Origin of the sequence: Streptococcus mitis (genome assembly GCF_000960025.1) — a bacterium.
In the GTDB taxonomy this organism is placed as follows: Bacteria; Bacillota; Bacilli; order Lactobacillales; family Streptococcaceae; genus Streptococcus; species Streptococcus mitis_DH.
On sequence record NZ_JYGQ01000001.1, the window covers coordinates 657,711 to 681,262 of the forward strand.

Genomic DNA, 23,552 nt, shown 5'->3' on the forward strand with positions numbered 1-23,552 from the left:
AGCAAAGGGCTATCAATTGATGTAGCCCTTTTGAGTTATACAAGCAAATTACCATGCAAAAGCTGTCGTTGGAGCATTGAGCGCTTCTAACCACTGTTTATTTTTTACGGGGCAAAGAGTTACGGATATACCGGCCATATCTAGACTGGTCATAAATGTTCCTGATTTTATAAAGGTAATAGTGACTCCTTCAATTTCTAAGAGTTGAAGGAGATCATTGATAAATACGCCCATTTCTAAGTTGCTGGTAGTGCCTAGATTATTTACAAGCAATATAAATTGATCACCCTTTTTCCAATGATAGTGCAATCTTAATTTACTTATAATTTCATTTGCAAGGATTTCCGATAATTGGAATGGGACGATACGATAGCCTTCTTCGCCATGTATACCAATACCATAAGAAATATTTCCTTCTTCCAAGTTAAATAGTGGACGGGTGGCTTGGGGGAGACTAGCCGATTTCGTTGCAAAGCCAATTGTTGCGATTTCGGGAGCAAGCTGATGACCTAAATCAGTTAGTTGCTCTATGTCGGCACCATTTTGAGCTGCAAATCCTAGAACTTTATGAAGCAAAATAGTCCCTGCAAGCCCTCTTCCTCTAATTTGAAATCTATTGTGAGGTTCAATTGAAATATCGTCGTGTGCTAGACTATAGCCGACCTTAATTCCTTCTTGTCTAGCAGTATTAATGGCCCAGCTAAATTCTTTGATGTCTGCTTCGAAATTTTTTACAATGATGAAGACACCGTGACCATTGTTTAAAAAACGAATGGACTCTAAGATTTCAGTTCTTGTAGGAGGAGTAAATAATTGGCCATAGATAGCAGCAGTAAGCATTCCTTCTCCCACATATCCAATATGAGCAGGTTCGTGACCTGAACCTCCACCCGATAATATTGGAACCTGATGAGGATTGCGATTTTTTTGATAGACTAATGGTAAGGCAGGGTGTTTTTCTAATTCAGGGTGACTGCTGACAGTTGCCGAAATGTAACTTGAAATAATTTTCTGTTTATGATTTGAAATAAATGTCATTGTGGTCTCTTTCCAATAATTGTCATGATTAGAAAGTCTGGTTGTGGAACTGGACTTTTTTTATTGACGTAAGCCTTCACGATTTCTGCTAGAGCGTGTGAATGATAGTCTAGCAAAAAACAAGTATAAGCAGATGAATCGATATCAATCTGACCGTATTCTCTTAAAATTTTTGATACAAGCAAGCGACAGTAGCTGATAAAGTGGCCATAGAAGTTATTTTGCCCTTGAATATCAAAAAGTTGAATATAAAAGTCACGCTCTTGTTCGAAATAAAAAAATAATTCTTGTAATAGTTTTTGGCCTGAAATGAAGTCCAAGTTATTGGTAATATACTCGGTTAAGTCAGTTTCAAATATCCAGTCTAGCAGCTCATATTTATCAAGAAAGTGATTATAAAAGGTCTGTCTACGAATGCCAGCTGATTCCATGATATCTACAATAGAGATTTTATCAAATTCTCTAGTAGCTAATAGATCTCTAAATGCCTTGGCAATTCGTTTTTTTGTAATGAGTGATGATGCCATAGGAAACCTTTCTTTTACTTACTTCATTTTACCAAAAAATTTTTTTAAACGGGTTTAAAAAAGGGGACAAATAATAGAATCTGTCCCTTATCAGCAAGCAGTAAAAAATATATAATGAAAGCGAAAACAAAGGTACATGCTGAAAGGAGTTTCTCATGAAAAAAATTATAAATGAACCAACACAAGTTGTTGATGAAATGCTGCAGGGATTGTCATTTATGCATGATGACTTGGTTCAACGCCTAGATGGCTTTGATGTCATCGTTAGAAAGTCAGAAAAGACAGGAAAAGTTGGACTCATTTCAGGTGGAGGTTCAGGACATGAACCAAGTCATGCTGGATTTGTAGGAGATGGGATGTTGTCTGCTGCCATTTGTGGAGCAGTCTTCACTTCACCTACTCCGGACCAAATTTTAGAAGCTATCAAGGCGGCTGATGAAGGTGCTGGAGTTTTCATGGTCATCAAGAACTATTCTGGTGACATTATGAACTTTGAAATTGCACAAGAACTTGCTGAAATGGAAGGTATTGATGTAGCAAGCGTTGTGGTTGATGATGATATCGCTGTTGAAAATAGTCTATATACCCAAGGCCGTCGAGGTGTTGCAGGTACTATTTTAGTCCATAAAATTTTGGGTGATGCGGCTCGTTCCGGTAAAACATTATCTGAAATGAAGGACTTGGCCGACAAACTTGTCTTAGAAATTAAAACAATTGGCTTAGCTCTATCTGGCGCTACTGTTCCAGAAGTTGGGAAACCAGGTTTTGTTCTAGAAGATGATGAATTTGAATACGGAGTTGGTATTCATGGTGAGCCAGGATATAAAAAAGAGAAAATGCAACCTTCAGCACTATTGGCTTCAGAATTAGTTGAAAAACTATCTGAAGGTTTCCAACTTAAGGCTGGTGAACGCTATGGCCTTCTCATTAATGGTTTAGGAAGCACTCCTCTTATGGAGCAATATGTATTTGCAAATGATGTGGCTAAATTGCTCCATGAAAAAGGTATTGAGTTGGCGTTTAAGAAAATTGGAAACTATATGACTTCAATCGATATGGCTGGTTTGTCATTAACATTGATTCGATTGGCAGATGATGAGTGGTTGGATGCTCTAAATGCACCTGTTACTACCCCAGCTTGGTAAAACTCAAGGAGGAAATGTCGCATGAATGTTGAACAAGCTCTTGAATGGATGAAGCTTTTTAATGAAAAGATTCAAGAACAGAAAGATTACCTTAGTGAGTTAGACACTCCTATAGGGGATGGAGACCACGGTGGAAATATGGCGCGTGGCATGGCTGCAGTTATGGAAAACTTAGAAGGAAAGAAATTTGAGACCAGCAGTGATGTGTTTAAGCTTGTCTCAATGCAACTACTGAGTAAGGTAGGCGGTGCTTCTGGTCCCTTGTATGGCTCTGCTTTTATGGGCATGGCCAAGGCTGATTCAAATTCGAAATTAGAAGAAATCTTACAAAGTGGTTTGGATATGATTGTCAAACGTGGGAAAGCAGAAGTTGGAGAAAAGACAATGGTTGATGTTTGGACTCCTGTTATTGCTGCCTTGTCTGCTGGCCAATTGACTCAAGAGGTTATTGATAAGGTAGTGAATGCTACCAAAGATTTACTTGCAACTAAAGGAAGGGCATCTTATGTAGGAGAACGTTCTCTTGGACATATTGATCCTGGTTCATTTTCATCAGGATTACTCTTTACTGCTCTTTTAGAAACTGGGGTGGTTTAATGGGAAGTATTGGTCTTGTTATCGTTTCACATTCTAAACACATTGCAGAAGGTGTTGTTGAACTGATTAGTGAAGTAGCTAAAGATGTTCCGATTACTTATGTAGGAGGAACCGAAGATGGAGGAATTGGAACTAGTTTTGATCAAGTAGATAGGATTGTTTCCGAAAATCCAGCAGATACTTTATTAGCCTTTTTTGACCTAGGTTCTGCTAAAATGAACTTAGAAATGGTGGCTGATTTCAGTGATAAAAGTATCATCATCAACAGGGTTCCAATTGTAGAAGGTGCCTATACTGCAGCTGCTCTTCTTCAGGCTGGTGCAGAACTGTCAGTTATTCAAACACAGTTGTCGGAGCTTGAAATCAATAAATAAGAAATTTTACTATAACTCTTTTTATAGGTGAGCTATTGATTATCTCAACTATAAAATGTTAAGTAAATGATTCCAAAATCAGAAAGGGATTGCTTTGGGCAGTTCCTTTTTAATGTAAAAGGAGTAGAATCATAGCGTTTCTAAATTGTGAATCATTCAAAACAGATTGTGATGGGACCATTCTAGCTTTAGAATCCTTCAAAAATTAAAATTTAAGGCAATCAATGGATTAGAATAGTGCGAAAACATTTATTTTATAGTAATTCTAGGTTTAGGATTACATATATATTTATGAAGTTAGAGTGTTCGATAGATAGGATTGTTCTATTCTGAAAGATTTGAGCTGTCAATTGTATAGGATAGTAGTTTGCCAATGAATTTTGAAAATTAGAGGGGATAAAAAGAATCTTGACATTATTAGTTTCTTGCATTATAATGAGATTACATACCGTTAGTATGTTGAAAAGGAGTTATAATGGCAAGGAATAGAAACTCACATGAAACTAGAAAAAAAATATTAGAAGTTTCGAAAGATTTATTTTTAGAAAAAGGATTTGATAATACCTCAATACAAGATATAATCGATGGGTTAGGTGGATTGACGAAAGGTGTTATTTATCATCATTTCGAGTCTAAAGATGAAATATTGCAATCAATCATTAGCGAAAATAATCAAGAAATTTTAAATTACAATTGGAGAGGAGATACTGCATTAGAAAAAATACAAAATTCTTTGATGGATGCGTTCTCTAATTTAGAACAACAAAGATTAGTATACTCTGTCTCAATTATGCTAAGAAGTCCACGTTTGTTAGGAGAGCAGTATTTAAGTTTATTTTCTGATTTTTTACCAGGGATTAGAGAAAAAGTTTTCGAAGGTGTTAAAGATAAATCAATTAAAACAGAATATCCTGAAGAGCTAGCTGATTTGATTGTTTTAACTTTGAATATTTGGATTGGGTTCCAAATTTCTATTTATTCAGTAGAAGAATTAAAGAGTAAAATGAAGTTCATTAAACTAACTTTTGAAGGTTTGGGGGTGCAGTTGATTACTGATGAAATGATGGAAGTAATTTTCCAATTATTTGATCACTTAAAATGTGTCAAATAAATTTTAAGTATTGATATTTTAAAAAATACCATACTCTAGATATGGTATTAAAAATTCCATCATACATACCTTTAGTATGTTTATTTTTTGAATTTTAACATACCAGAAGTATGCGAGGTGCTTTTTGAATAGTGTAATTAATATTAATAAAATTTTTTGGAGGAAAAATCTATGTTGTCGCTTATTAAAATTGAATTAAATAAAGTTTCAAAATCAAAATTATTTTTTGCTTGGTTGGGTACTATATTGATAATATTAGGTATTACAGGAATCATAATCATGGGGTTAGGTACTGATAATAAACTGGGAGATTTTGTTGGACAGAGTGCCAATAATATTAAAATTACTGATAAATGGGGAAGTTGGGCAATTGCAACATCATTGTTTGGATCTTTATTTACTAAAGCAGCATTTTTGATTTTTGAATCTTATTTATTGTCTACGATTATTATTGATGAATTTAAACGAAGAACAATTTTTCAGCTGTTTTCCTACCCTGTTTCTAAAATAAAGTTACTATGGGGAAAAGTGCTTACAGTAATTCTGATATCATTTATTGCTCATTTTACTTCACATTTAGTTATTCAATTATTAATTAAATTAGTAGCAGTTTTAACCGAATCAAATTATATACCAATAGCTAATCAAATGATTAACTTAGCTGGAATTACGGTTGGAACAGTATTAATCGGAATACTACCTTTTGTTTTAGGTATGATTAGGCATTCAATAGCTATAACAATGCTTTCAGGACTTGGTTTAGCAGCGTTACTTTCGAATGTAAGTCCAGGTAGTTTAACTAATAATTTTGTTGATAACTTATTCTTCTTAATATTTGCTAGTTTCATAAGTTTAATGATTGTTTCATTTTCAATTTATACTATTTCAAGAAAAGATATTAATATCAAGTAGTATAGCTAATTTTAATGGAAGGAAAGTGCTAATTTTGTGATGATTTATTTAAACGAAGAGACTGTATAAGTTGGTATTTATACTCCTGAAGAAAAATCCTTGCATTTAAAGCTAGATATAGAAAGAGAGATAGAAATGAGAAATATTGTTGAAGTAAAAGAAGTTTTTAAAACAATTGATAAAGAAGAAATTTTAAGTGGTATCAACCTTCAAATTGCTGAAGGAGAAATCTATGGTTTTTTAGGACCGAATGGTGCTGGAAAAACAACGTTAATGAAATGTATGTTATCCTTATCAACAATTACATCAGGTAGTATTGAAATTTTTGGGAAAAATCTACAAGAACACAGAGAAGAAATCCTAAGTCAGGTTGGAAGTGTTATTGAAACACCAATTTTTTATGAAAACCTCACAGCAAAAGAAATTTTGGAAATTCACGCGCAATATATGAGGAAAAATATTACCGAAGCAGATATAATAAGAGCCTTAAGGATGGTCGGATTAAAAAATACGACTAAAAAAGTAAAAGAGTTTTCGTTAGGAATGAGACAGAGACTTGGTTTAGCTCGTGCGTTTCTAACAAAACCTAAATTGTTAATTTTAGATGAGCCAATCAATGGTTTAGATCCAATAGGAATTCAAGAAATTCGAAATCTTTTGTTGTCGCTTTCAAAGGAACATGGAATTACAATACTAATATCGAGTCATATATTATCGGAAATTTCACAGATAGCAGATAAAATTGGTTTTATCAAAAATGGAGAAATGCTAGAACAAGTCTCTATGAAAGAGATTAGGAGAGAGAATATTGACTTAGAAGAATATTTTATGTCACATTTTCTAAATGAAATTTAAGAATTATGAGGTAGATTAGGAATGAAACAATTGACAAAGTACCATAAGAAGTCTTTTTATACTTTCATGATTTTTAATATACTAGTTCCTTTAACTAATATTGCTTTTGCTTATTCTATTAAAATTATAATTGATAGTGGAATGTCCCAAAATAGGGAAGCTCTAACCCAAGCGATACTAATAGGTGCTATCGTAATATTTATCTATGCCAGTCTTAATTTTATATCCCTTCGATTAAGAAATAAACTTGTTAGGCAGATTATGTCAAGATACAAAAATAAGGTGTTTAAATCTATTTTAGATAGGGATTATAGAGAATTTTCTAAGGAAAAATCAGGGAAATTTATTTCAATATTAACTGAGAACATGAAGAAAATTGAGCAGGATTATTTGCACCAGTATTTTAATATTTCAAAAAATATTTCCTTAATGATTTTCTCACTAGTAGCCATGTTTATAGGTAATTGTTTTTTGACCTTATTAGTTATCATTGCTAGCATTATTCCTATGATGATTTCAGGATTTATTGGACAAAAATCAGCCTCTCTACAAAATAGTTCTATGATAGCCGATCAGAAATATTTAGCTAAGGTTAAAGATATTTTAGCAGGGTTTCTAGTTATAAAAAGTTTTAATGTGAAAGAGTCTATCCGTCAAGATTACAAAAACGAAAGCGAAAAATTGGATGAGATATATTTCATCAAAGGGAAATTTGATGTTTTATCTAATGTTATTTCTCAACTTTCAGGGATGATTGTTTTTTTAGTAGCCTTTGGTGGAGGAATGTATCTGGTCTTCGGTGGGCATACCACAATTGGGAGTGTTACAGCTATTGTTCAACTAGTCAATTTTGTAGTAATGCCACTAAATGAAATTGGTATGGGAATGAGTAAATTCCGTGAAGGTCAGGCTACACTGAATTCATTTGAGGTAAAAGATGTAATCGAACTTCAAACTGGTAAAACGAAAGAATATTTTGATGATGTCATTTCTTTTTCAAATGTAAATTTTTCCTACCCTAATGCTGAGGAAAAGATTTTTAATAATTTATCTTTGCAGATCAAAAAGGGGGAAAAAATTGCAATAGTAGGTATGTCAGGCAGTGGAAAATCAACTTTACTCAATCTATTACTGCGTTTCTATGATGTAACAAGTGGGTATATCTCAATTGATAATCAAGATTTGCAAGCTATTTCAGCAGAGAGCCTTTATAACTTAATGACTATTGTTCAGCAAGATGTTTATATCTTTGATGATACTTTAAAAGCAAATATTACCCTTAGTCAATCCTTTACTGAAGATGATATAAAAAAAGCTGTACAGCAGTCTGGTTTAGAAAGTTATATTTTAGAAAATGAATTAGGTCTACAAGCTTTATGTGGAGAGAATGGATCAAATTTATCTGGAGGACAAAAACAAAGAGTTAGCATTGCGCGTGCTTTAATTCGAAAAACACCAATCTTATTATTAGATGAAGCTACCTCGTCTTTAGATAATAAAGTTACTACTGAAATTGAAAATTCAATTTTAGAAATTCAAGATTTGACGGTTCTTGTTGTTACGCATAAGTTAAATAAGAGCATGTTGAAAAAATACAATAGAATTCTTTTTATGAAAAATGGAGTTATTGTTGAAGATGGTTCTTTTGATAACTTGATGGATAGGAAAGGTGAATTTTATAAATTGGTTGAGTTGAGTGTGTAGTGTTACCAGAATAAAAAGAGGATGAAAATCTTTAATCTCAAGTTGTTTTTCAATAATATTATGGTTGTATAAACAAAGGGAGTTTGAGAATTGAAAAGTGACTAAAAAAGAAGGCTAAATAATATTAATCTGTAAAATACAACTCATCGAATATGATTAAATGGTAAATATCAATTAAATTGAGAATTTTATAGTGTTATAATATAATTAAACCATAAGAGCAAGAAGGTTGTGCTTAAAAAATAATCTTAGTATAGCTTATCTCTGACAAATATTTAGATTTTAGAGCTGTTTAATTTTAAGCAGTCATTGTTTTTAAACATTAGGGGCTTCAAAGGAGAATATTTAAAATGAAACATTTTATTGCTGATATCGGAGAGATAAAATTAGCTTTCTACATCTTAGATGTTTTGCTAGGTCTAGCACCTTTATTTCACACTTACATAATAAATGCTGAAACAAGGGTAGGAAAATTAGCCTTAACTATTATAGGGGTAGTCTCCGTATTTATTTTAACCATTGCTCGAATTTATAGAAGATTTTTCTATAAATCACTAGAATAGTATGGATTAGTTAATCAATTGGAACGATTATTCTTTGTGATACTATACCACTTTTAAGTTTTTACATTAAACAGCTGGCTGAAGTTAAAGTTGTTTATCTTAGAAAGGAAAACTTCAAATTGCCCTACAAATTCTTACTCTTCGACCTCGACAACACTCTTCTTGATTTTGATGCTGCTGAGGATGTGGCTTTGACGCAACTCCTAAAAGAAGAAGGGGTTATAGATATTCAGGCTTATAAAGACTATTACGTTCCTATGAACAAGGCTCTTTGGAAGGACTTGGAGCAAAAGAAAATTAGTAAACAAGAGCTGGTTAACACGCGCTTTTCTCGTTTATTTACCCATTTTGGATTTGAGAAGGACGGTACTTTACTTGCCCAGCGTTACCAATTTTACCTCGCTCAGCAGGGGCAAACGATTTCGGGTGCTCATGAACTTTTGGACAGCCTCATCGAGCGTGATTATGAGCTATATGCTGCGACAAATGGCATTACTGCCATTCAGACAGGGCGCTTGGCTCAATCTGGTCTGGCACCTTATTTCAATCAAGTCTTTATCTCTGAACAGCTGCAAACACAAAAGCCGGATGCTCTTTTTTATGAAAAAATTGGTCAACAGATTGCAGGTTTTAGCAAAGAAAAGACGCTGATGATTGGAGACTCTCTAACCGCCGACATTCAAGGTGGCAATAATGCTGGGATTGATACTATTTGGTACAATCCCCATCATCTGGAAAATAAGACACAAGCCCAGCCAACCTACGAAGTTCATTCTTATCAAGACTTGCTGGATTATTTAGATAAACTGTAAAAAGTGGTTTAGAAAGCCACTTTTTGCTATAATAGAGGCAGTAAAAATGAAGGAGTCGGCTATGGAACACTCGTCTTGGCATGCTTTGATTAAGGCGCAATTACCCGAGGGGTATTTTGGGAAAATCAATCAGTTTATGGAGCAGGTTTATGGTCAGGGGACTGTTTATCCACCCAAGGAAAAGGTTTTTCAGGCTCTCTTGACCACACCCCTAGAAAACGTTAAGGTGGTGATTCTGGGACAGGATCCCTATCACGGGCCAGGTCAAGCGCAGGGCTTGAGTTTTTCTGTACCGGACTCTATCCCAGCTCCACCATCCTTGCAAAATATCTTGAAAGAATTGTCAGATGATATCGGGGTTAAGAAATCTCATGATTTGACGTCTTGGGCTGAGCAAGGAGTCTTGCTTCTTAATGCTTGTTTGACGGTTCCTGCTGGACGGGCCAATGGTCATGCTGGTCAGATATGGGAGCCTTTTACGGATGCTGTAATTCAGGTGGTCAATCATCTAGATAGACCAGTCGTTTTTGTACTCTGGGGAGCCTATGCACGTAGGAAGAAGGTCTTGGTTACCAATCCTCATCACTTGATTATCGAATCAGCCCATCCCAGTCCTTTATCGGTTTACAGAGGATTTTGGGGTTCCAAGCCTTTTTCCAAGGCCAATGCATTCTTAAAAGAGACAGGACAAGAGCCAATCGATTGGCTTAGATAAGGAGAAAATATGCCTCAGTTAGCGACAATTTGCTACATTGATAACGGGAAAGAACTGCTCATGCTCCACCGCAATAAGAAACCCAATGATGTCCATGCTGGTAAATGGATTGGTGTGGGTGGTAAGCTGGAGCGTGGAGAGACGCCTCAGGAATGCGCGGCGCGTGAAATCCTTGAAGAAACAGGACTCAAAGCCAAACCAGTTCTAAAAGGTGTTATCACTTTTCCTGAATTTACGCCAGATTTAGACTGGTACACTTATGTTTTTAAGGTGACGGAGTTCGAGGGGGACTTGATTGACTGCAACGAGGGGACGCTAGAATGGGTTCCCTATGACGAGGTTTTGAGTAAGCCGACTTGGGAAGGGGATCATACCTTTGTTGAGTGGCTTTTAGAGGATAAACCCTTCTTTTCAGCCAAGTTTGTCTATGATGGGGATAAATTGTTGGATACCCAAGTTGATTTCTATGAATAAAGGAGAAAGAAGATGCTACTAATTAAAAATGGTCGTGTAATGGATCCCAAGTCTGGTTTGGATCAAGTGTGTGATGTCTTAGTTCAAGATGGGAAAATTATCAAAATTGCGCCCGAGGTCAAGGAAGAAGGAGCAGAAATCTTAGATGCTAGTGGTCTTGTAGTTGCTCCTGGCTTGGTCGATATTCATGTTCATTTCCGTGAACCTGGTCAAACTCACAAGGAAGATATTCATACAGGTGCCCTAGCAGCTGCTGCAGGTGGTTTTACAACGGTTGTCATGATGGCTAATACTAGTCCAACCATCTCGGATGTAGAGACCTTGCAAGAAGTTCTCCATTCAGCTGCCAAAGAGAAGATTAATGTTAAGACGGTTGCGACCATTACTAAGAACTTTAATGGCCAAGATTTGACTGACTTTAAGGCACTTTTAGAAGCAGGTGCGGTTGGTTTCTCAGATGACGGTATTCCGCTTGAAAGCAGTAAAGTTGTCAAGGAAGCCATGGAGGAAGCCAAAAAGCTTAATACCTTTATTAGTCTCCATGAGGAAGATCCAGGATTGAATGGGATTCTTGGCTTTAATGAAAATATCGCTAAAGAACATTTCCATATCTGTGGTGCAACTGGGGTGGCTGAGTATGCTATGATGGCGCGTGATGTCATGATTGCCTATGCGACCAAGGCTCATGTCCATATCCAGCATTTGTCTAAGGAAGAAAGTGTTAAAGTAGTTGAGTTTGCTCAAGGTTTGGGTGCGCAAGTCACAGCAGAAGTAGCGCCACAGCATTTCTCTAAGACAGAAGCACTTCTTTTGACACAAGGTAGCAATGCTAAGATGAATCCACCGCTTCGCTTGGAATCAGACCGTCTTGCCGTGATTGAAGGTCTCAAGTCAGGTGTCATTACAGTTATTGCGACAGACCACGCGCCTCATCATGCAGATGAAAAAAATGTTGAGGATATTACCAAAGCGCCATCTGGTATGACAGGTTTGGAAACATCTCTTTCTCTCGGCTTGACCTATTTGGTAGAAGCTGGTGAGTTAAGCCTGATGGAATTACTCGAAAAGATGACCTATAACCCAGCCAAGCTTTATAACTTTGAAGCAGGTTACTTGGCTGAGAATGGTCCAGCGGATATTACTATTTTTGATGCTAAGGCTGACCGCCTTGTGGACTCCCATTTTGCTTCCAAAGCAGCTAATTCACCATTCATCGGTGAAACCTTAAAAGGGCAGGTTAAATACACCATCTGTAAGGGACAAATCGTCTATCAAAACTAGGTGGGAGTCTGGTCTGTAAACAAAAAGAATAGAGAGCCTATATGTACCAAACCCATCATTTTAAAGACAAGTTTATCTTATTTTTAAAGATATTTTTTCCTATCCTGATTTATCAATTTGCCAATTATTCTGCTTCCTTTGTTGATACGACTATGACAGGTCAATACAATACCATGGACTTGGCTGGTGTGTCTATGGCAACCAGTATCTGGAATCCTTTCTTTACATTTCTAACAGGGATTGTATCGGCCTTGGTGCCCATCATTGGTCACCATCTTGGTCGAGGCAAAAAGGAAGAAGTTGCATCCGATTTTTACCAGTTCATCTATTTGGCCTTGGGTCTATCTGTGGTCTTGCTGGGGATGGTGCTTTTCTTGGCACCACCAATCTTGAATCATATTGGACTAGAAGCACCGGTGGCAGCAGTAGCGGTTCGCTATCTCTGGTTTTTATCTATCGGGATTATCCCCTTGTTGCTCTTTAGTGTCATTCGTTCCTTGCTGGATTCGCTGGGCTTGACCAAACTGTCCATGTACCTCATGCTTTTGTTACTCCCTCTCAATAGCGGATTTAACTATCTCTTGATTTACGGTGCCTTTGGTGTTCCAGAACTGGGAGGTGCTGGTGCTGGTTTAGGTACTTCCTTGGCCTACTGGGTCTTGCTTGGGATTTCTGTTCTGGTCTTATTTAAACAGGAGAAGCTCAAAGCCTTGCATTTTGAGAAACGCATTCCGCTTAATATGGATAAAATCAAGGAAGGAGTTCGCTTAGGTCTGCCTATTGGAGGAACTGTCTTCGCGGAAGTAGCTATCTTTTCTGTGGTTGGCTTGATTATGGCTAAGTTTTCGTCCTTGATTATCGCTAGTCATCAGTCAGCTATGAACTTTTCAAGTCTTATGTACGCCTTTCCTATGAGTATCTCATCGGCTATGGCTATTGTCGTTTCCTATGAAGTGGGAGCCAAGCGATTTGATGATGCTAAAACCTATATTGGTCTAGGAAGATGGACTGCCCTCATTTTTGCGGCCTTCACCTTATCCTTCCTTTATATCTTTAGGGGAAATGTGGCTAGTCTTTATGGTAACGACCCAGAATTTATTGATTTGACAGCGCGCTTTTTGACTTATAGTCTTTTCTTCCAATTAGCAGATACCTTTGCGGCACCGCTTCAGGGAATTTTACGGGGGTATAAGGATACCGTTATTCCTTTTTACCTTGGTTTGGTTGGTTACTGGGGGGTGACACTCCCAGTAGCTATGGTATTCGACTCTCTAACAGATTTTGGAGCTTATTCTTACTGGATCGGCTTGATTATTAGTCTAATTGTGAGTGGGGTTCTCTACCGTTGGCGTTTAACTGTGATTATGAAGAGATTTGAATCTTTAGCAAAACAAACGATACAAAGTTTGTGAAAAAATATTCTTGATAAGAAAACCCCTTATTCCTATGGGGTTTTCTTTTTTAATTTGTGAAATTTTCTTTAGAAAAACTTTGACAGTATTTGCCAAAAACGGTAAAATAGTAAGGTAAGAAGAAAGTTAGAAAGGCAAGAAGATGTCAATTTTAGATAAAAATCTTTTGCTAGAGATGTTCCGTAAGATGGAAGAAATCCGTCGTATGGACTTAAAAATTGCGCAATTAGTAAAGAAAGGGAAAGTGCCAGGAATGACGCACTTTTCTGTTGGAGAAGAGGCAGCTAACGTGGGTGCTATGTTGGCTCTCAATCCAGATGATCTAATTACCTCAAACCACCGTGGTCACGGACAAGCTATTGCCAAAGGAATTGACCTCAACGGAATGATGGCTGAAATCCTTGGTAAATACACTGGAACCTGTAAAGGTAAAGGTGGTTCTATGCATATTGCTGACCTTGATGCTGGTAACCTTGGTGCCAATGGTATCGTAGGTGGTGGTATGGGGATCGCTGTCGGTGCAGCCCTCAGTCAGCAAATGCAAAATACCGGTAAAATCGTTGTCTGCTTCTTTGGGGATGGAGCTACTAATGAAGGTGTCTTCCACGAAGCAGTGAACATGGCTTCTATCTGGAACCTGCCAGTCATTTTCTATTGCATTAACAACGGTTACGGTATCTCTGCGGATATCAAGAAAATGACTAATGTAGAACATATCCATCAACGTAGCGCCGCTTATGGAATCCCTGGAATGTTCATCGAAGACGGTAACAATGTCATCGATGTCTATGAAGGATTTAAGAAAGCTGTAGACCATGTTCGCAGTGGTAATGGTCCAGTCTTGATTGAAAGTGTTACTTATCGCTGGCTTGGTCACTCATCATCTGACCCTGGTAAATATCGTACGCGTGAAGAAGTGGAATTGTGGAAACAAAAAGACCCGATCGAAAACCTTCGCAAGTACCTCATTGAAAATAACATTGCAAGTGCCGAAGAATTGGAAGAAATCCAAGCGCAAGTCAAGGAAGCAGTAGAAGCTTCTGTTAAATTTGCAGAAGAAAGTCCATTCCCACCGCTTGAATCAGCCTTTGAAGATATTTACGCAGACTAAGGAGAAAGAGATAAAATGGAAACAAAAACAATGTCGTTTCGTGACACCATTATCCTTGCTATGTCTGAGGAAATGCGTCGCGATGAAAATGTGTTCTTGATGGGAGAAGATGTCGGTGTCTTCGGAGGAGACTTCGGTACTTCTGTTGGAATGCTTGAAGAATTTGGTCCAGAACGCGTTCGTGACTGTCCGATTTCTGAAGCTGCCATCTCAGGTGCAGCAGCAGGAGCAGCCATGACAGGCCTTCGTCCAATCGTCGATATGACCTTTATGGACTTCTCGGTCATTGCCATGGACAATATCGTAAACCAAGCAGCTAAAACACGCTATATGTTTGGTGGGAAAGGTCAGGTTCCAATGACTGTTCGTTGTGCAGCTGGTAACGGAGTTGGTTCTGCAGCCCAGCATTCACAATCTCTAGAGTCTTGGTTCACTCATATCCCAGGACTTAAGGTTGTAGCACCAGGTACGCCTGCGGACATGAAAGGACTGCTTAAGTCTTCTATCCGTGATAACAACCCTGTTATCATTCTTGAGTACAAGTCAGAATTTAACCAAAAAGGGGAAGTACCAGTTGATCCAGACTACACGATTCCACTTGGAGTTGGGGAAATCAAACGTGAAGGTACGGATGTAACAGTTGTTACTTATGGAAAAATGCTTCGCCGTGTGGTTCAAGCTGCTGAAGAATTAGCAGAAGAAGGCATTTCAGTTGAAATTGTTGACCCACGTACCCTTGTTCCGCTTGATAAGAATATCATCATTAACTCAGTGAAGAAGACTGGTAAGGTTGTTCTGGTCAACGATGCCCATAAAACAAGTGGCTATATCGGAGAGATTTCAGCTATTATTTCAGAATCGGAAGCATTTGACTATCTAGATGCACCAATCCGCCGCTGTGCAGGAGAAGATGTGCCAATGCCTTACGCGCAAAACCTAGAGAATGCAATGATTCCAACAGTTGAAAGCATCAAAGATGCAATCCGAAAAACTTATAACAAAGAATAGAACTACATAAGATAAATTATGTAAAATAACAGTTGTTTTTAACTTTAGTAACTTGAGATATGTATTGTACCCAAGTTATTTGCAAATTTGCGACAGGAGAGAGTCGAGTCGATGTTATTCGACGAACGACTTAGTAAGTCTACTAGGTTGACCGCCTAATAGCGGCAACCGTAGCAACTTGAGATACGTGTTGTATCCAAGTTGCTTGTAGAGTTGAACACGGGCTAAAAACTCGGAAAAAAAATAAATCTCCTTGACTTCATCAAAGTCTGCGTTGATTTCCTATTTTTCAGTCGCTTTTAAACGCCCTTTACATCATTTAATTGAATTCGGACGGAGGTCTGCGAAAAAAAGATAGATTTCCTTGTGTTCATCGAACACATCGTTAATCTCCTATTTTTTCATTGCCCTCTGCGTCCTTAATATCTTATATTCGAACACGGGCTAAAAGCTCGGAAAAAAGATAAATCTCCTTGGCTTCATCGAAACCATCGTCGATTTCCTATTTTTCAGTCGCTTTTAACGCCCTTAGTATCATAATTAGAATTGGAGAGGTCATGGCTGATGACAAGCTAAGAGCGACTCCTGCAGCTAGAAAATTAGCGGATGATTTAGGGATCAACCTCTACGACGTTTCTGGCTCAGGTGCAAACGGTCGTGTCCACAAAGAAGACGTGGAAACTTATAAAGACACAAACGTGGTTCGCATTTCGCCACTTGCAAAACGAATTGCCCTCGAACATAACATTGCTTGGCAGGAAATCCAAGGAACCGGTCATCGTGGTAAAATCATGAAGAAGGATGTTTTGGCCCTGCTTCCTGAAAATATCGAAAACGATACCATCAAGTCTCCTGCTCAGATTGAAAAAGTGGAAGAAGTTCCTGATAACGTAACACCATACGGTGAAATAGAACGTATCCCGATGACACCAATGCGTAAGGTTATTGCCCAACGCATGGTTGAATCTTACTTAACTGCGCCAACCTTCACCCTCAACTATGAAGTTGATATGACTGAAATGTTGGCTCTTCGTAAGAAGGTTCTTGAGCCAATCATGGAAGCAACTGGGAAGAAGACTACTGTAACAGACCTTCTTTCACTTGCAGTTGTTAAGACTCTTATGAAACACCCATACATCAACGCTTCATTGACAGAAGATGGCAAGACTATTATCACTCACAACTATGTCAATCTTGCCATGGCAGTTGGGATGGATAATGGATTAATGACACCTGTTGTTTACAATGCTGAGAAGATGAGTCTTTCAGAACTGGTTGTAGCCTTCAAGGATGTTATTGGCCGTACCTTGGATGGTAAATTAGCTCCAAGCGAACTGCAAAATTCAACTTTCACAATCAGTAATTTGGGAATGTTTGGTGTTCAGTCTTTTGGTCCTATCATCAACCAACCCAACTCAGCTATCCTTGGTGTCAGTTCGACAATTGAGAAGCCAGTTGTCGTCAATGGTGAAATTGTCATTCGCCCAATCATGAGTCTTGGTTTAACAATTGACCACCGTGTCGTAGATGGTATGGCTGGTGCTAAGTTTATGAAGGACTTGAAAGAGTTGATTGAAAACCCAATCTCAATGTTGATTTAAGAGTAAGAGTATTCATTTTTAAGATATAGATAAAGGAAGGAAGACATGGCCTTAGAAGTAATTATGCCAAAAGCCGGCGTGGATATGACAGAAGGACAAATCGTCCAATGGAATAAAAAAGTCGGAGAATTTGTAAAAGAAGGAGAAATCCTTTTAGAAATCATGACTGACAAAGTCAGCATGGAATTGGAAGCCGAAGAAGATGGGTACTTGATTGCTATCCTTAAAGGGGACGGTGAAACAGTCCCTGTAACGGAAGTTATCGGTTACCTTGGCGAAGAAGGGGAAAATATCCCAACAGCTGGAGCCGCAGCGCCAGAAGCTAGCCCAGCACCTGCAGCAAGTGCCTCAAACGATGATGGTAAGAGCGATGATGCTTTTGATATCGTTGTGATTGGTGGAGGTCCTGCTGGTTATGTTGCAGCCATCAAAGCTGCCCAACTCGGCGGTAAGGTTGCTCTAGTTGAGAAATCTGAACTCGGTGGAACCTGCTTAAACCGTGGATGTATTCCAACCAAGACCTACCTTCATAACGCTGAAATTATCGAAAACATTGGTCATGCCGCAAACCGTGGTATCGTCATTGAAAATCCAAACTTCACTGTAGATATGGACAAACTTTTAGAAACTAAATCTAAAGTTGTTAATACTCTTGTTGGTGGTGTTGCAGGTCTTCTTCGTAGCTACGGAGTTACTGTACATAAAGGTATTGGTACCATTACTAAAGACAAGAATGTCTTGGTAAATGATTCTGAATTGCTTGAAACCAAGAAAATCATCCTTGCTGGTGGTTCAAAAGTCAGCAAGATCAACGTCCCTGGTATGGAATCTCCACTTGTCATGACCAGCGACGACATCCTTGAAATGAATGAAGTTCCAGAAAGTCTTGTTATCATCGGTGGTGGTGTTGTCGGTATCGAACTTGGTCAGGCCTTCATGACATTTGGTTCAAAAGTAACTGTTATCGAAATGATGGACCGTATCGTGCCAGCTATGGATGCAGAAGTGTCTAAGAACCTTCGCTTGATCCTTGAGCGTAAAGGAATGACCATCTTGACTGGTACTAAACTGCAAGAAATCATCGAGGAAAATGGTCAACTTCGTATCAAAGTTGAAGGAAAAGACGATATCATCGCAAATAAAGCTCTTCTTTCAATCGGTCGTGTGCCGGATCTTGAAGGTATTGGCGATGTTGAGTTTGAATTGGATCGTGGTCGCATCAAGGTCAACGAATATATGGAAACTTCTGTTCCAGGTATCTACGCACCAGGTGACATCAACGGTACTAAGATGTTGGCTCACGCAGCCTTCCGTATGGGTGAAGTTGCCGCTGAAAATGCCCTTAAAGGAAACCATGCTGTTGCTAAGTTGAACTTGACTCCAGCAGCTATCTACACTCTTCCTGAAGTAGCAGCAGTCGGTTTAACAGAAGAGCAAGCTCGTGAGAAATACGATGTTGCTATCGGTAAATTCAACTTTGCTGCTAACGGTCGTGCCATTGCCTCAGATGCTGCTCAAGGTTTCGTAAAAGTTATCGCTGATAAGAAATACGGAGAAATCCTTGGTGTTCACATCATTGGTCCTGCAGCCGCAGAATTGATTAACGAAGCGTCAAGCATTATCGAAATGGAAATCACTGTTGAAGAAATGCTGAAGACTATCCACGGACACCCAACCTACTCTGAAGTGATGTACGAAGCATTTGCGGATGTTTTAGGAATGGCCATCCATTCACCTAAGAAAAAATAAAAGAAAGATAGATTAGACTGGAAAGGTGTTTTCCAGTCTCTATCGTATAAAGGGATATCATGAAATATATTATCAATCATTCAAACGACACTACCTTTAATATTGCCTTGGAAGAATATGCCTTTAAACACCTTTTGGATGAGGATCAAATCTTCCTACTTTGGATTAATAAGCCATCTATCATTGTTGGTCGTCACCAGAATACCATCGAAGAAATCAACCGTGATTATGTTCGAGAAAATGGTATTGAGGTGGTCCGCCGTATCAGCGGTGGTGGAGCTGTTTACCACGATTTAAATAACCTCAACTACACGATCATCTCAAAAGAAGATGAAAACAAGGCTTTTGACTTTAAGAGCTTCTCAACTCCAGTTATCAATACTTTGGCTCAACTTGGGGTTAAAGCTGAGTTCACAGGTCGTAACGACTTAGAAATCGACGGTAAGAAATTCTGTGGTAATGCCCAAGCCTATATCAATGGCCGTATCATGCACCACGGTTGCTTGCTCTTTGACGTTGATTTGTCAGTCCTAGCAAATGCCCTCAAGGTTTCAAAGGATAAATTTGAATCAAAAGGGGTGAAATCTGTTCGTGCTCGTGTCACCAATATTGTCAATGAATTACCAGAAAAAATCACAGTCGAAGAATTCCGTGACTTACTCTTGGAATACATGAAAAAAGAGTATCCAGAGATGTCAGAATACGTTTTTTCTGAGGAAGAAGTAGCTGAAATTAACCGTATCAAAGATACTAAGTTTGGAACTTGGGACTGGAACTACGGTAAATCACCTGAATTTAACGTCCGTCGTGGAACAAAATTCACTAGTGGTAAGGTGGAAGTCTTTGCTAACGTTAGTGAATCAAAAATCCAAGACATCAAGATTTATGGTGACTTCTTTGGTATTGAAGACGTTGCTGCAGTAGAAGATGTTCTTCGTGGAGTGAAATACGAACGCGAAGATGTCCTTAAGGCGCTAGAAACCATCGATATTACACGCTACTTCGCTGGTATTAGTCGTGAAGAAATTGCTGAAGCGGTAGTTGGATAAACCAAAAAAAGAAGTTGGTTGTAGGACCAGCTTCTTTTTTAAAAAATTGTAAATTACATAATTTATTTTATGTATTTTACAAACTATCTAGAGCATTCTTTTGTTCATCATTAACGATATGGGTATAGAGGTCAGTGACTTGTGTACTGGCATGTCCTAGCTGATGGCTGACCAAAACTTGCGATTTAGTCGCATCATAGAGCCTGGTTGCTAGGGTATGGCGCAGTTTATGGGGGGTTACACGGACTTTAAAGTCCTCAGAATACTTAGCAACCATCTTTTCCACACTGGAAGCATCGATACGATTAGGAACACCTCTATAGAGTGTCAAAAAAAGGGCTGTATCTGTTTTTTCTGTCTTATAGCGTTGATTACGAATGGCTAGATAATTCTCTAGATAAGGTTTTGCAAAGGCAGCAACATTGACCGAGTCACGTTTGCCACCTTTTCGAGTGACATCGATAACCATCATTTTTAGATTGAGATCTCTTAGATCCAGATTAACAGCTTCAGATAAGCGGACACCAGACGCCAAAAGAAGGGCAATAATGGCCAAATCACGTTCTTTATTTTTATTAAATGAAGATAGGGCGCGATTTGAAAGTTGTTGTGGATACTCTTGGTCAATATAAGTTAGAAAACCTTCTGTTTCATCACCTAAAAAGAGTTTTTGCTTGATGTTTTCAGCTCTGGCAGCAAGTGTTTCTTTCTTTTTCTTGGTTGAAACTTTTTTCATTACATTACGATAGAAATAAGGTTCCCCCTGGTCGTTTTCAACCTCCTCGGTCAGATACTTGTAAAGACTAGAAAGTGCTGACAAAGTCCGATTGATAGTTGTCTGAGAAACTCCTTGCTTGGTTGTATTAGCATTCAGCAAAGGACGTTCACGTAGGTAAAGGATAAAAGATTCCATATCTTTCTTAGACATATTTTCCAAGACAGATAAAGGAATATCAGACATTTTATCAGCATTTGAAATGTCTGACTCTAAAACCCAGCTGAAAAATCGATCGTATTCCTTGAGATATTCGTACAAGGTTGTAAAACTGTAAGGTACAGCTAGCTTAGATTGATAGTATTCCAGAACATACCAGGGCATGATTTGTTTTAGTTTATCTATTCGTTCCAGTAAGATCTCACGTTTCATGATTTTCTCCATAAATAAGTCTACTAGTAGTATAGCATAGACTTATTTATTTTTCAAGAAAATTATAGTTTTTCGGAAAGATGTTATAGAGTTTTTTTAAAAGTGATAAAAAAGACTTAAATCGTCCCAATTACTAAAAAAATTTTTTTAAACAAAAATAGCTAAAAATGTACGTTATCAAAGTAAAAACTGGAATTTTTCAAATGTTCATTTTAGTGAAAATGTACTTTATCTTGCCTTAAAATAAAGTACATTTCAATTATAAAGTACAATTTTTAGAGAGTGTACTTTACGTCTTAAACCCAGTTGTATCAAGGGCTTATCCACTGTTTAGGAAAAAGTACAAAATTTTCCAGTTTTTGCGTAAAATGGATTTAAATCTTTGCAGTTTCATTGTGAATCATTAGCTAGTGCTTTTTCTAGTTTCCAAATAATAAACCAGAATGAAATAGTCAGCAGAATAAGGAAAATAAAAAAGAGATTATCAGTAACGATACTTCTGTTCATTCTACTTAACTGAAGAGCTATATAAGGTGCTATGAGATACAAAATACATTGTATAATTGCTATCGTTTTCTTTTTCATGGTTTTAATCTTACTGTGCAGGTTTGATACAGTAAACTCCTTTCTAGCTTTGTGCATTATCATTTCTAACTTGATTATAGTCTTATTTTTACCAAAGCTCAATTATTTGTATGTGAAATATCTTATCTGTAAAAAATAACCGATCTCATTGCTGAGAATCGGTTTTCTAATATATTTAATTAAGAAGTTTATCTTTACATAACATAAATTATGTAAAGAACTCTTACAACAACAAATCTTTGACTTTCCCAATTTCACTTTTTGGAATAACTAGGTGAATCATATCTCCGAGATACATTCTGGTTGAGCCGTTAACTGTTTGGCTCTTGCCATTATGGACTTGGGTGGTGATGAGTACGTTATGTGGCAAGTTGAGTTCGTGTACTTGCTTTCCTGCTATTTTATCTGAAACAGGGATTTCAATGAGAGTGACTTCTCCTTCATCTGTCGCTTCTTCTGGCAGCATTTTTTCCAACATAGCCTCATAAACTGGCGCCCCCTTGAGTAGATCCATGATGATGTAGGCGACCAAGGTTACTAAACCAAGTGGCATGAGGTTGCGAATATCTCCTACCATCTCAGTTACGAGTATCATAGCAGTTAAGGGAGCCTTGGATATTGCTCCAAAATAGCCACTCATTCCTAGAATGACAAATATAGGGAATTGCTCTTGACTGACAAGTCCAAGATTGACACAAATAACACCAACTAGGGCACCAAGTAAGGAGCCAAGTGCCAAAATTGGTAGGAAAATTCCTCCTGGCAGGCCACTTCCATAGCTAATCATGCTCCAAATAAAGCGAATCAAAAAGTAAACTAATAGAACTTGGAAACTAAAATCTTGCTCAGTTAAGGAAAGAACCAGCTGATTTCCACCACCAAGGATCTGGGGTAAGAAGATTCCGACTGGTATGATGAGAATGAAAGCTAGAATTGGGTAATAAGCTCTATCCAAATGGGTTTTTTGACCAAACCAATCATAAACTCGACCCACATTGAGCACAGCTTTCTCATAGAGAAAACCAGATAGTCCAAGAAAAACTCCCATAAGGAGGTAAATCCAATACTGGTCTAGGGTCATGAGTGGGATGTTGTCTGGCATATCCAGTACGGGTGTTAGGCCAAATATGAGCAGAGAAACAAAGTTTGCTACGAGACTAGCTGCGAGAGTAGATACCCAGAAAAAGCGTGAAAAATGGTGATAGACTTCTTCTACAACAAAGAGAAGTCCTGCAATGGGAGCATTAAATGCAGCGGCTAATCCCGCTGCAGCTCCACTCGCAATCAAGGATCGTTCCTCTACTGGACTGGATTTAAGCCATTTGGCAATTCCTTTACCCCCAACCGCTCCAAGTTGAATACTGGGTCCCTCTCGCCCCAGCATAAGTCCACTGGCAATAGCAAGAATTCCTAGAATATATTTTTTCCAAAGAACTCCCCACCAGTTGAGAGTCATGAGTCCCTTTAATTCTGCTTCGACTTGAGGGATTCCTGAGCCTTTGATATCTTTTTCTGATCGAGTTAATTTCGCACTGAGCCAACAAACTATTAAATAAAATAGACCAATGATAAAAAGATTGCGCACTAGATGCGCTTGATCTTGATAAAGTCCTTGTATCAGGTGGAAGCCTTTTTCGATTAAGAAACGAAAGGATCCAACTATAATTCCAACAACGAGACCAACAATGATTCCTCGTCCAACTTGGGATAATATGGTGCTTGAGGCAAAGGCAAATTCTTTCTTGGAGCTGAGTGTTTCTGACTGTTCCTCCATAATCAATC

Annotated in this window: 22 protein-coding genes; 18 read left to right on the top strand and 4 right to left on the bottom strand. The window is 37.9% G+C overall.

The annotated features are described in order from the left end of the window. Window positions 1-48: 48 nt before the first annotated feature. Together dhaQ and dhaS are read right to left on the bottom strand one after the other, a co-directional pair. Entirely contained in the window at window positions 49-1,038 is a 990-nt protein-coding gene (dhaQ, locus tag TZ91_RS03435; RefSeq protein WP_033686933.1) for a DhaKLM operon coactivator DhaQ, read from the bottom strand. Beyond that, window positions 1,035-1,565 carry a dihydroxyacetone kinase transcriptional activator DhaS gene (gene dhaS, locus TZ91_RS03440; RefSeq protein WP_045597073.1) on the bottom strand — a complete coding sequence of 177 codons (531 nt, stop codon included), beginning with the start codon at window positions 1,563-1,565 and terminating at the stop codon, window positions 1,035-1,037. Before dhaS ends, dhaQ begins: the two co-directional genes overlap by 4 nt. Before the next feature lie 155 nt (window positions 1,566-1,720). On the opposite strand from dhaS, the gene dhaK reads away from it, so the two are divergent. The 18 genes from dhaK to TZ91_RS03530 all read left to right on the top strand — a co-directional run bounded on the left by dhaK (window position 1,721) and on the right by TZ91_RS03530 (window position 20,038). Next, entirely contained in the window at window positions 1,721-2,710 is a 990-nt protein-coding gene (gene dhaK, locus TZ91_RS03445; RefSeq protein ID WP_033686935.1) for a dihydroxyacetone kinase subunit DhaK, read from the top strand. A gap of 21 nt (window positions 2,711-2,731) precedes the next feature. Continuing rightward, entirely contained in the window at window positions 2,732-3,307 is a 576-nt protein-coding gene (gene dhaL / locus TZ91_RS03450) for a dihydroxyacetone kinase subunit DhaL (protein WP_033686936.1), read from the top strand. After that, window positions 3,307-3,681: a dihydroxyacetone kinase phosphoryl donor subunit DhaM gene (gene dhaM / locus TZ91_RS03455; RefSeq protein WP_033686937.1), complete on the top strand. Its 375-nt coding sequence runs from the start codon at window positions 3,307-3,309 to the stop codon at window positions 3,679-3,681. Before dhaL ends, dhaM begins: the two co-directional genes overlap by 1 nt. 475 nt (window positions 3,682-4,156) lie before the next feature. Next, window positions 4,157-4,792, top strand: a complete 636-nt coding sequence (locus TZ91_RS03460) for a TetR/AcrR family transcriptional regulator (RefSeq protein ID WP_045597076.1) — start codon at window positions 4,157-4,159, stop codon at window positions 4,790-4,792. Between the two features lie 171 nt (window positions 4,793-4,963). Then, entirely contained in the window at window positions 4,964-5,704 is a 741-nt protein-coding gene (locus tag TZ91_RS03465; RefSeq protein ID WP_033686939.1) for an ABC transporter permease, read from the top strand. 135 nt (window positions 5,705-5,839) lie between these two features. Further along, window positions 5,840-6,559, top strand: coding sequence for an ABC transporter ATP-binding protein (locus TZ91_RS03470; protein ID WP_033686941.1), 720 nt, complete (start codon window positions 5,840-5,842; stop codon window positions 6,557-6,559). Window positions 6,560-6,580: 21 nt separating this feature from the next. After that, window positions 6,581-8,263: an ABC transporter ATP-binding protein gene (locus tag TZ91_RS03475; protein WP_033686942.1), complete on the top strand. Its 1,683-nt coding sequence runs from the start codon at window positions 6,581-6,583 to the stop codon at window positions 8,261-8,263. 350 nt (window positions 8,264-8,613) lie between these two features. Further along, on the top strand, window positions 8,614-8,826 hold the full coding sequence (locus tag TZ91_RS03480; RefSeq protein ID WP_033686944.1) for a hypothetical protein: 213 nt from the start codon (window positions 8,614-8,616) through the stop codon (window positions 8,824-8,826). Between the two features lie 119 nt (window positions 8,827-8,945). Then, window positions 8,946-9,638 carry a pyrimidine 5'-nucleotidase PynA gene (gene pynA / locus TZ91_RS03485; RefSeq protein WP_033686946.1) on the top strand — a complete coding sequence of 231 codons (693 nt, stop codon included), beginning with the start codon at window positions 8,946-8,948 and terminating at the stop codon, window positions 9,636-9,638. A 61-nt stretch (window positions 9,639-9,699) separates the two neighbouring features. Then, window positions 9,700-10,353 (top strand): uracil-DNA glycosylase, encoded by a 654-nt coding sequence (locus TZ91_RS03490; protein WP_045597078.1) that lies wholly within the window; start codon window positions 9,700-9,702, stop codon window positions 10,351-10,353. Between the two features lie 9 nt (window positions 10,354-10,362). Continuing rightward, window positions 10,363-10,827, top strand: coding sequence for an NUDIX hydrolase (locus TZ91_RS03495; RefSeq protein WP_001135756.1), 465 nt, complete (start codon window positions 10,363-10,365; stop codon window positions 10,825-10,827). 12 nt (window positions 10,828-10,839) lie between these two features. Next, on the top strand, window positions 10,840-12,108 hold the full coding sequence (locus tag TZ91_RS03500) for a dihydroorotase (protein ID WP_033686947.1): 1,269 nt from the start codon (window positions 10,840-10,842) through the stop codon (window positions 12,106-12,108). 41 nt (window positions 12,109-12,149) lie between these two features. After that, complete coding sequence (pdrM, locus tag TZ91_RS03505) at window positions 12,150-13,520, top strand: sodium-coupled multidrug efflux MATE transporter PdrM (RefSeq protein ID WP_023948179.1); 1,371 nt, start codon at window positions 12,150-12,152, stop codon at window positions 13,518-13,520. 142 nt (window positions 13,521-13,662) lie between these two features. Then, on the top strand, window positions 13,663-14,631 hold the full coding sequence (locus TZ91_RS03510; protein ID WP_033686948.1) for a thiamine pyrophosphate-dependent dehydrogenase E1 component subunit alpha: 969 nt from the start codon (window positions 13,663-13,665) through the stop codon (window positions 14,629-14,631). Between the two features lie 15 nt (window positions 14,632-14,646). Further along, complete coding sequence (locus tag TZ91_RS03515; protein WP_033686949.1) at window positions 14,647-15,639, top strand: alpha-ketoacid dehydrogenase subunit beta; 993 nt, start codon at window positions 14,647-14,649, stop codon at window positions 15,637-15,639. Window positions 15,640-16,196: 557 nt separating this feature from the next. Continuing rightward, window positions 16,197-17,240 (top strand): dihydrolipoamide acetyltransferase, encoded by a 1,044-nt coding sequence (locus TZ91_RS03520; protein WP_000752716.1) that lies wholly within the window; start codon window positions 16,197-16,199, stop codon window positions 17,238-17,240. Between the two features lie 45 nt (window positions 17,241-17,285). Next, a complete protein-coding gene (lpdA, locus tag TZ91_RS03525) occupies window positions 17,286-18,989 on the top strand; it encodes a dihydrolipoyl dehydrogenase (protein WP_033686951.1) in 1,704 nt (567 codons plus the stop codon). Window positions 18,990-19,048: 59 nt separating this feature from the next. After that, window positions 19,049-20,038 carry a lipoate--protein ligase gene (locus tag TZ91_RS03530; protein WP_033686952.1) on the top strand — a complete coding sequence of 330 codons (990 nt, stop codon included), beginning with the start codon at window positions 19,049-19,051 and terminating at the stop codon, window positions 20,036-20,038. 76 nt (window positions 20,039-20,114) lie between these two features. Here TZ91_RS03530 and xerS read toward each other — a convergent pair whose 3' ends face one another. Beyond that, window positions 20,115-21,185 (bottom strand): tyrosine recombinase XerS, encoded by a 1,071-nt coding sequence (xerS, locus tag TZ91_RS03535; protein WP_000817852.1) that lies wholly within the window; start codon window positions 21,183-21,185, stop codon window positions 20,115-20,117. A gap of 808 nt (window positions 21,186-21,993) precedes the next feature. After that, complete coding sequence (locus TZ91_RS03545; RefSeq protein WP_033686953.1) at window positions 21,994-23,544, bottom strand: ClC family H(+)/Cl(-) exchange transporter; 1,551 nt, start codon at window positions 23,542-23,544, stop codon at window positions 21,994-21,996. Window positions 23,545-23,552 lie beyond the last annotated feature (8 nt).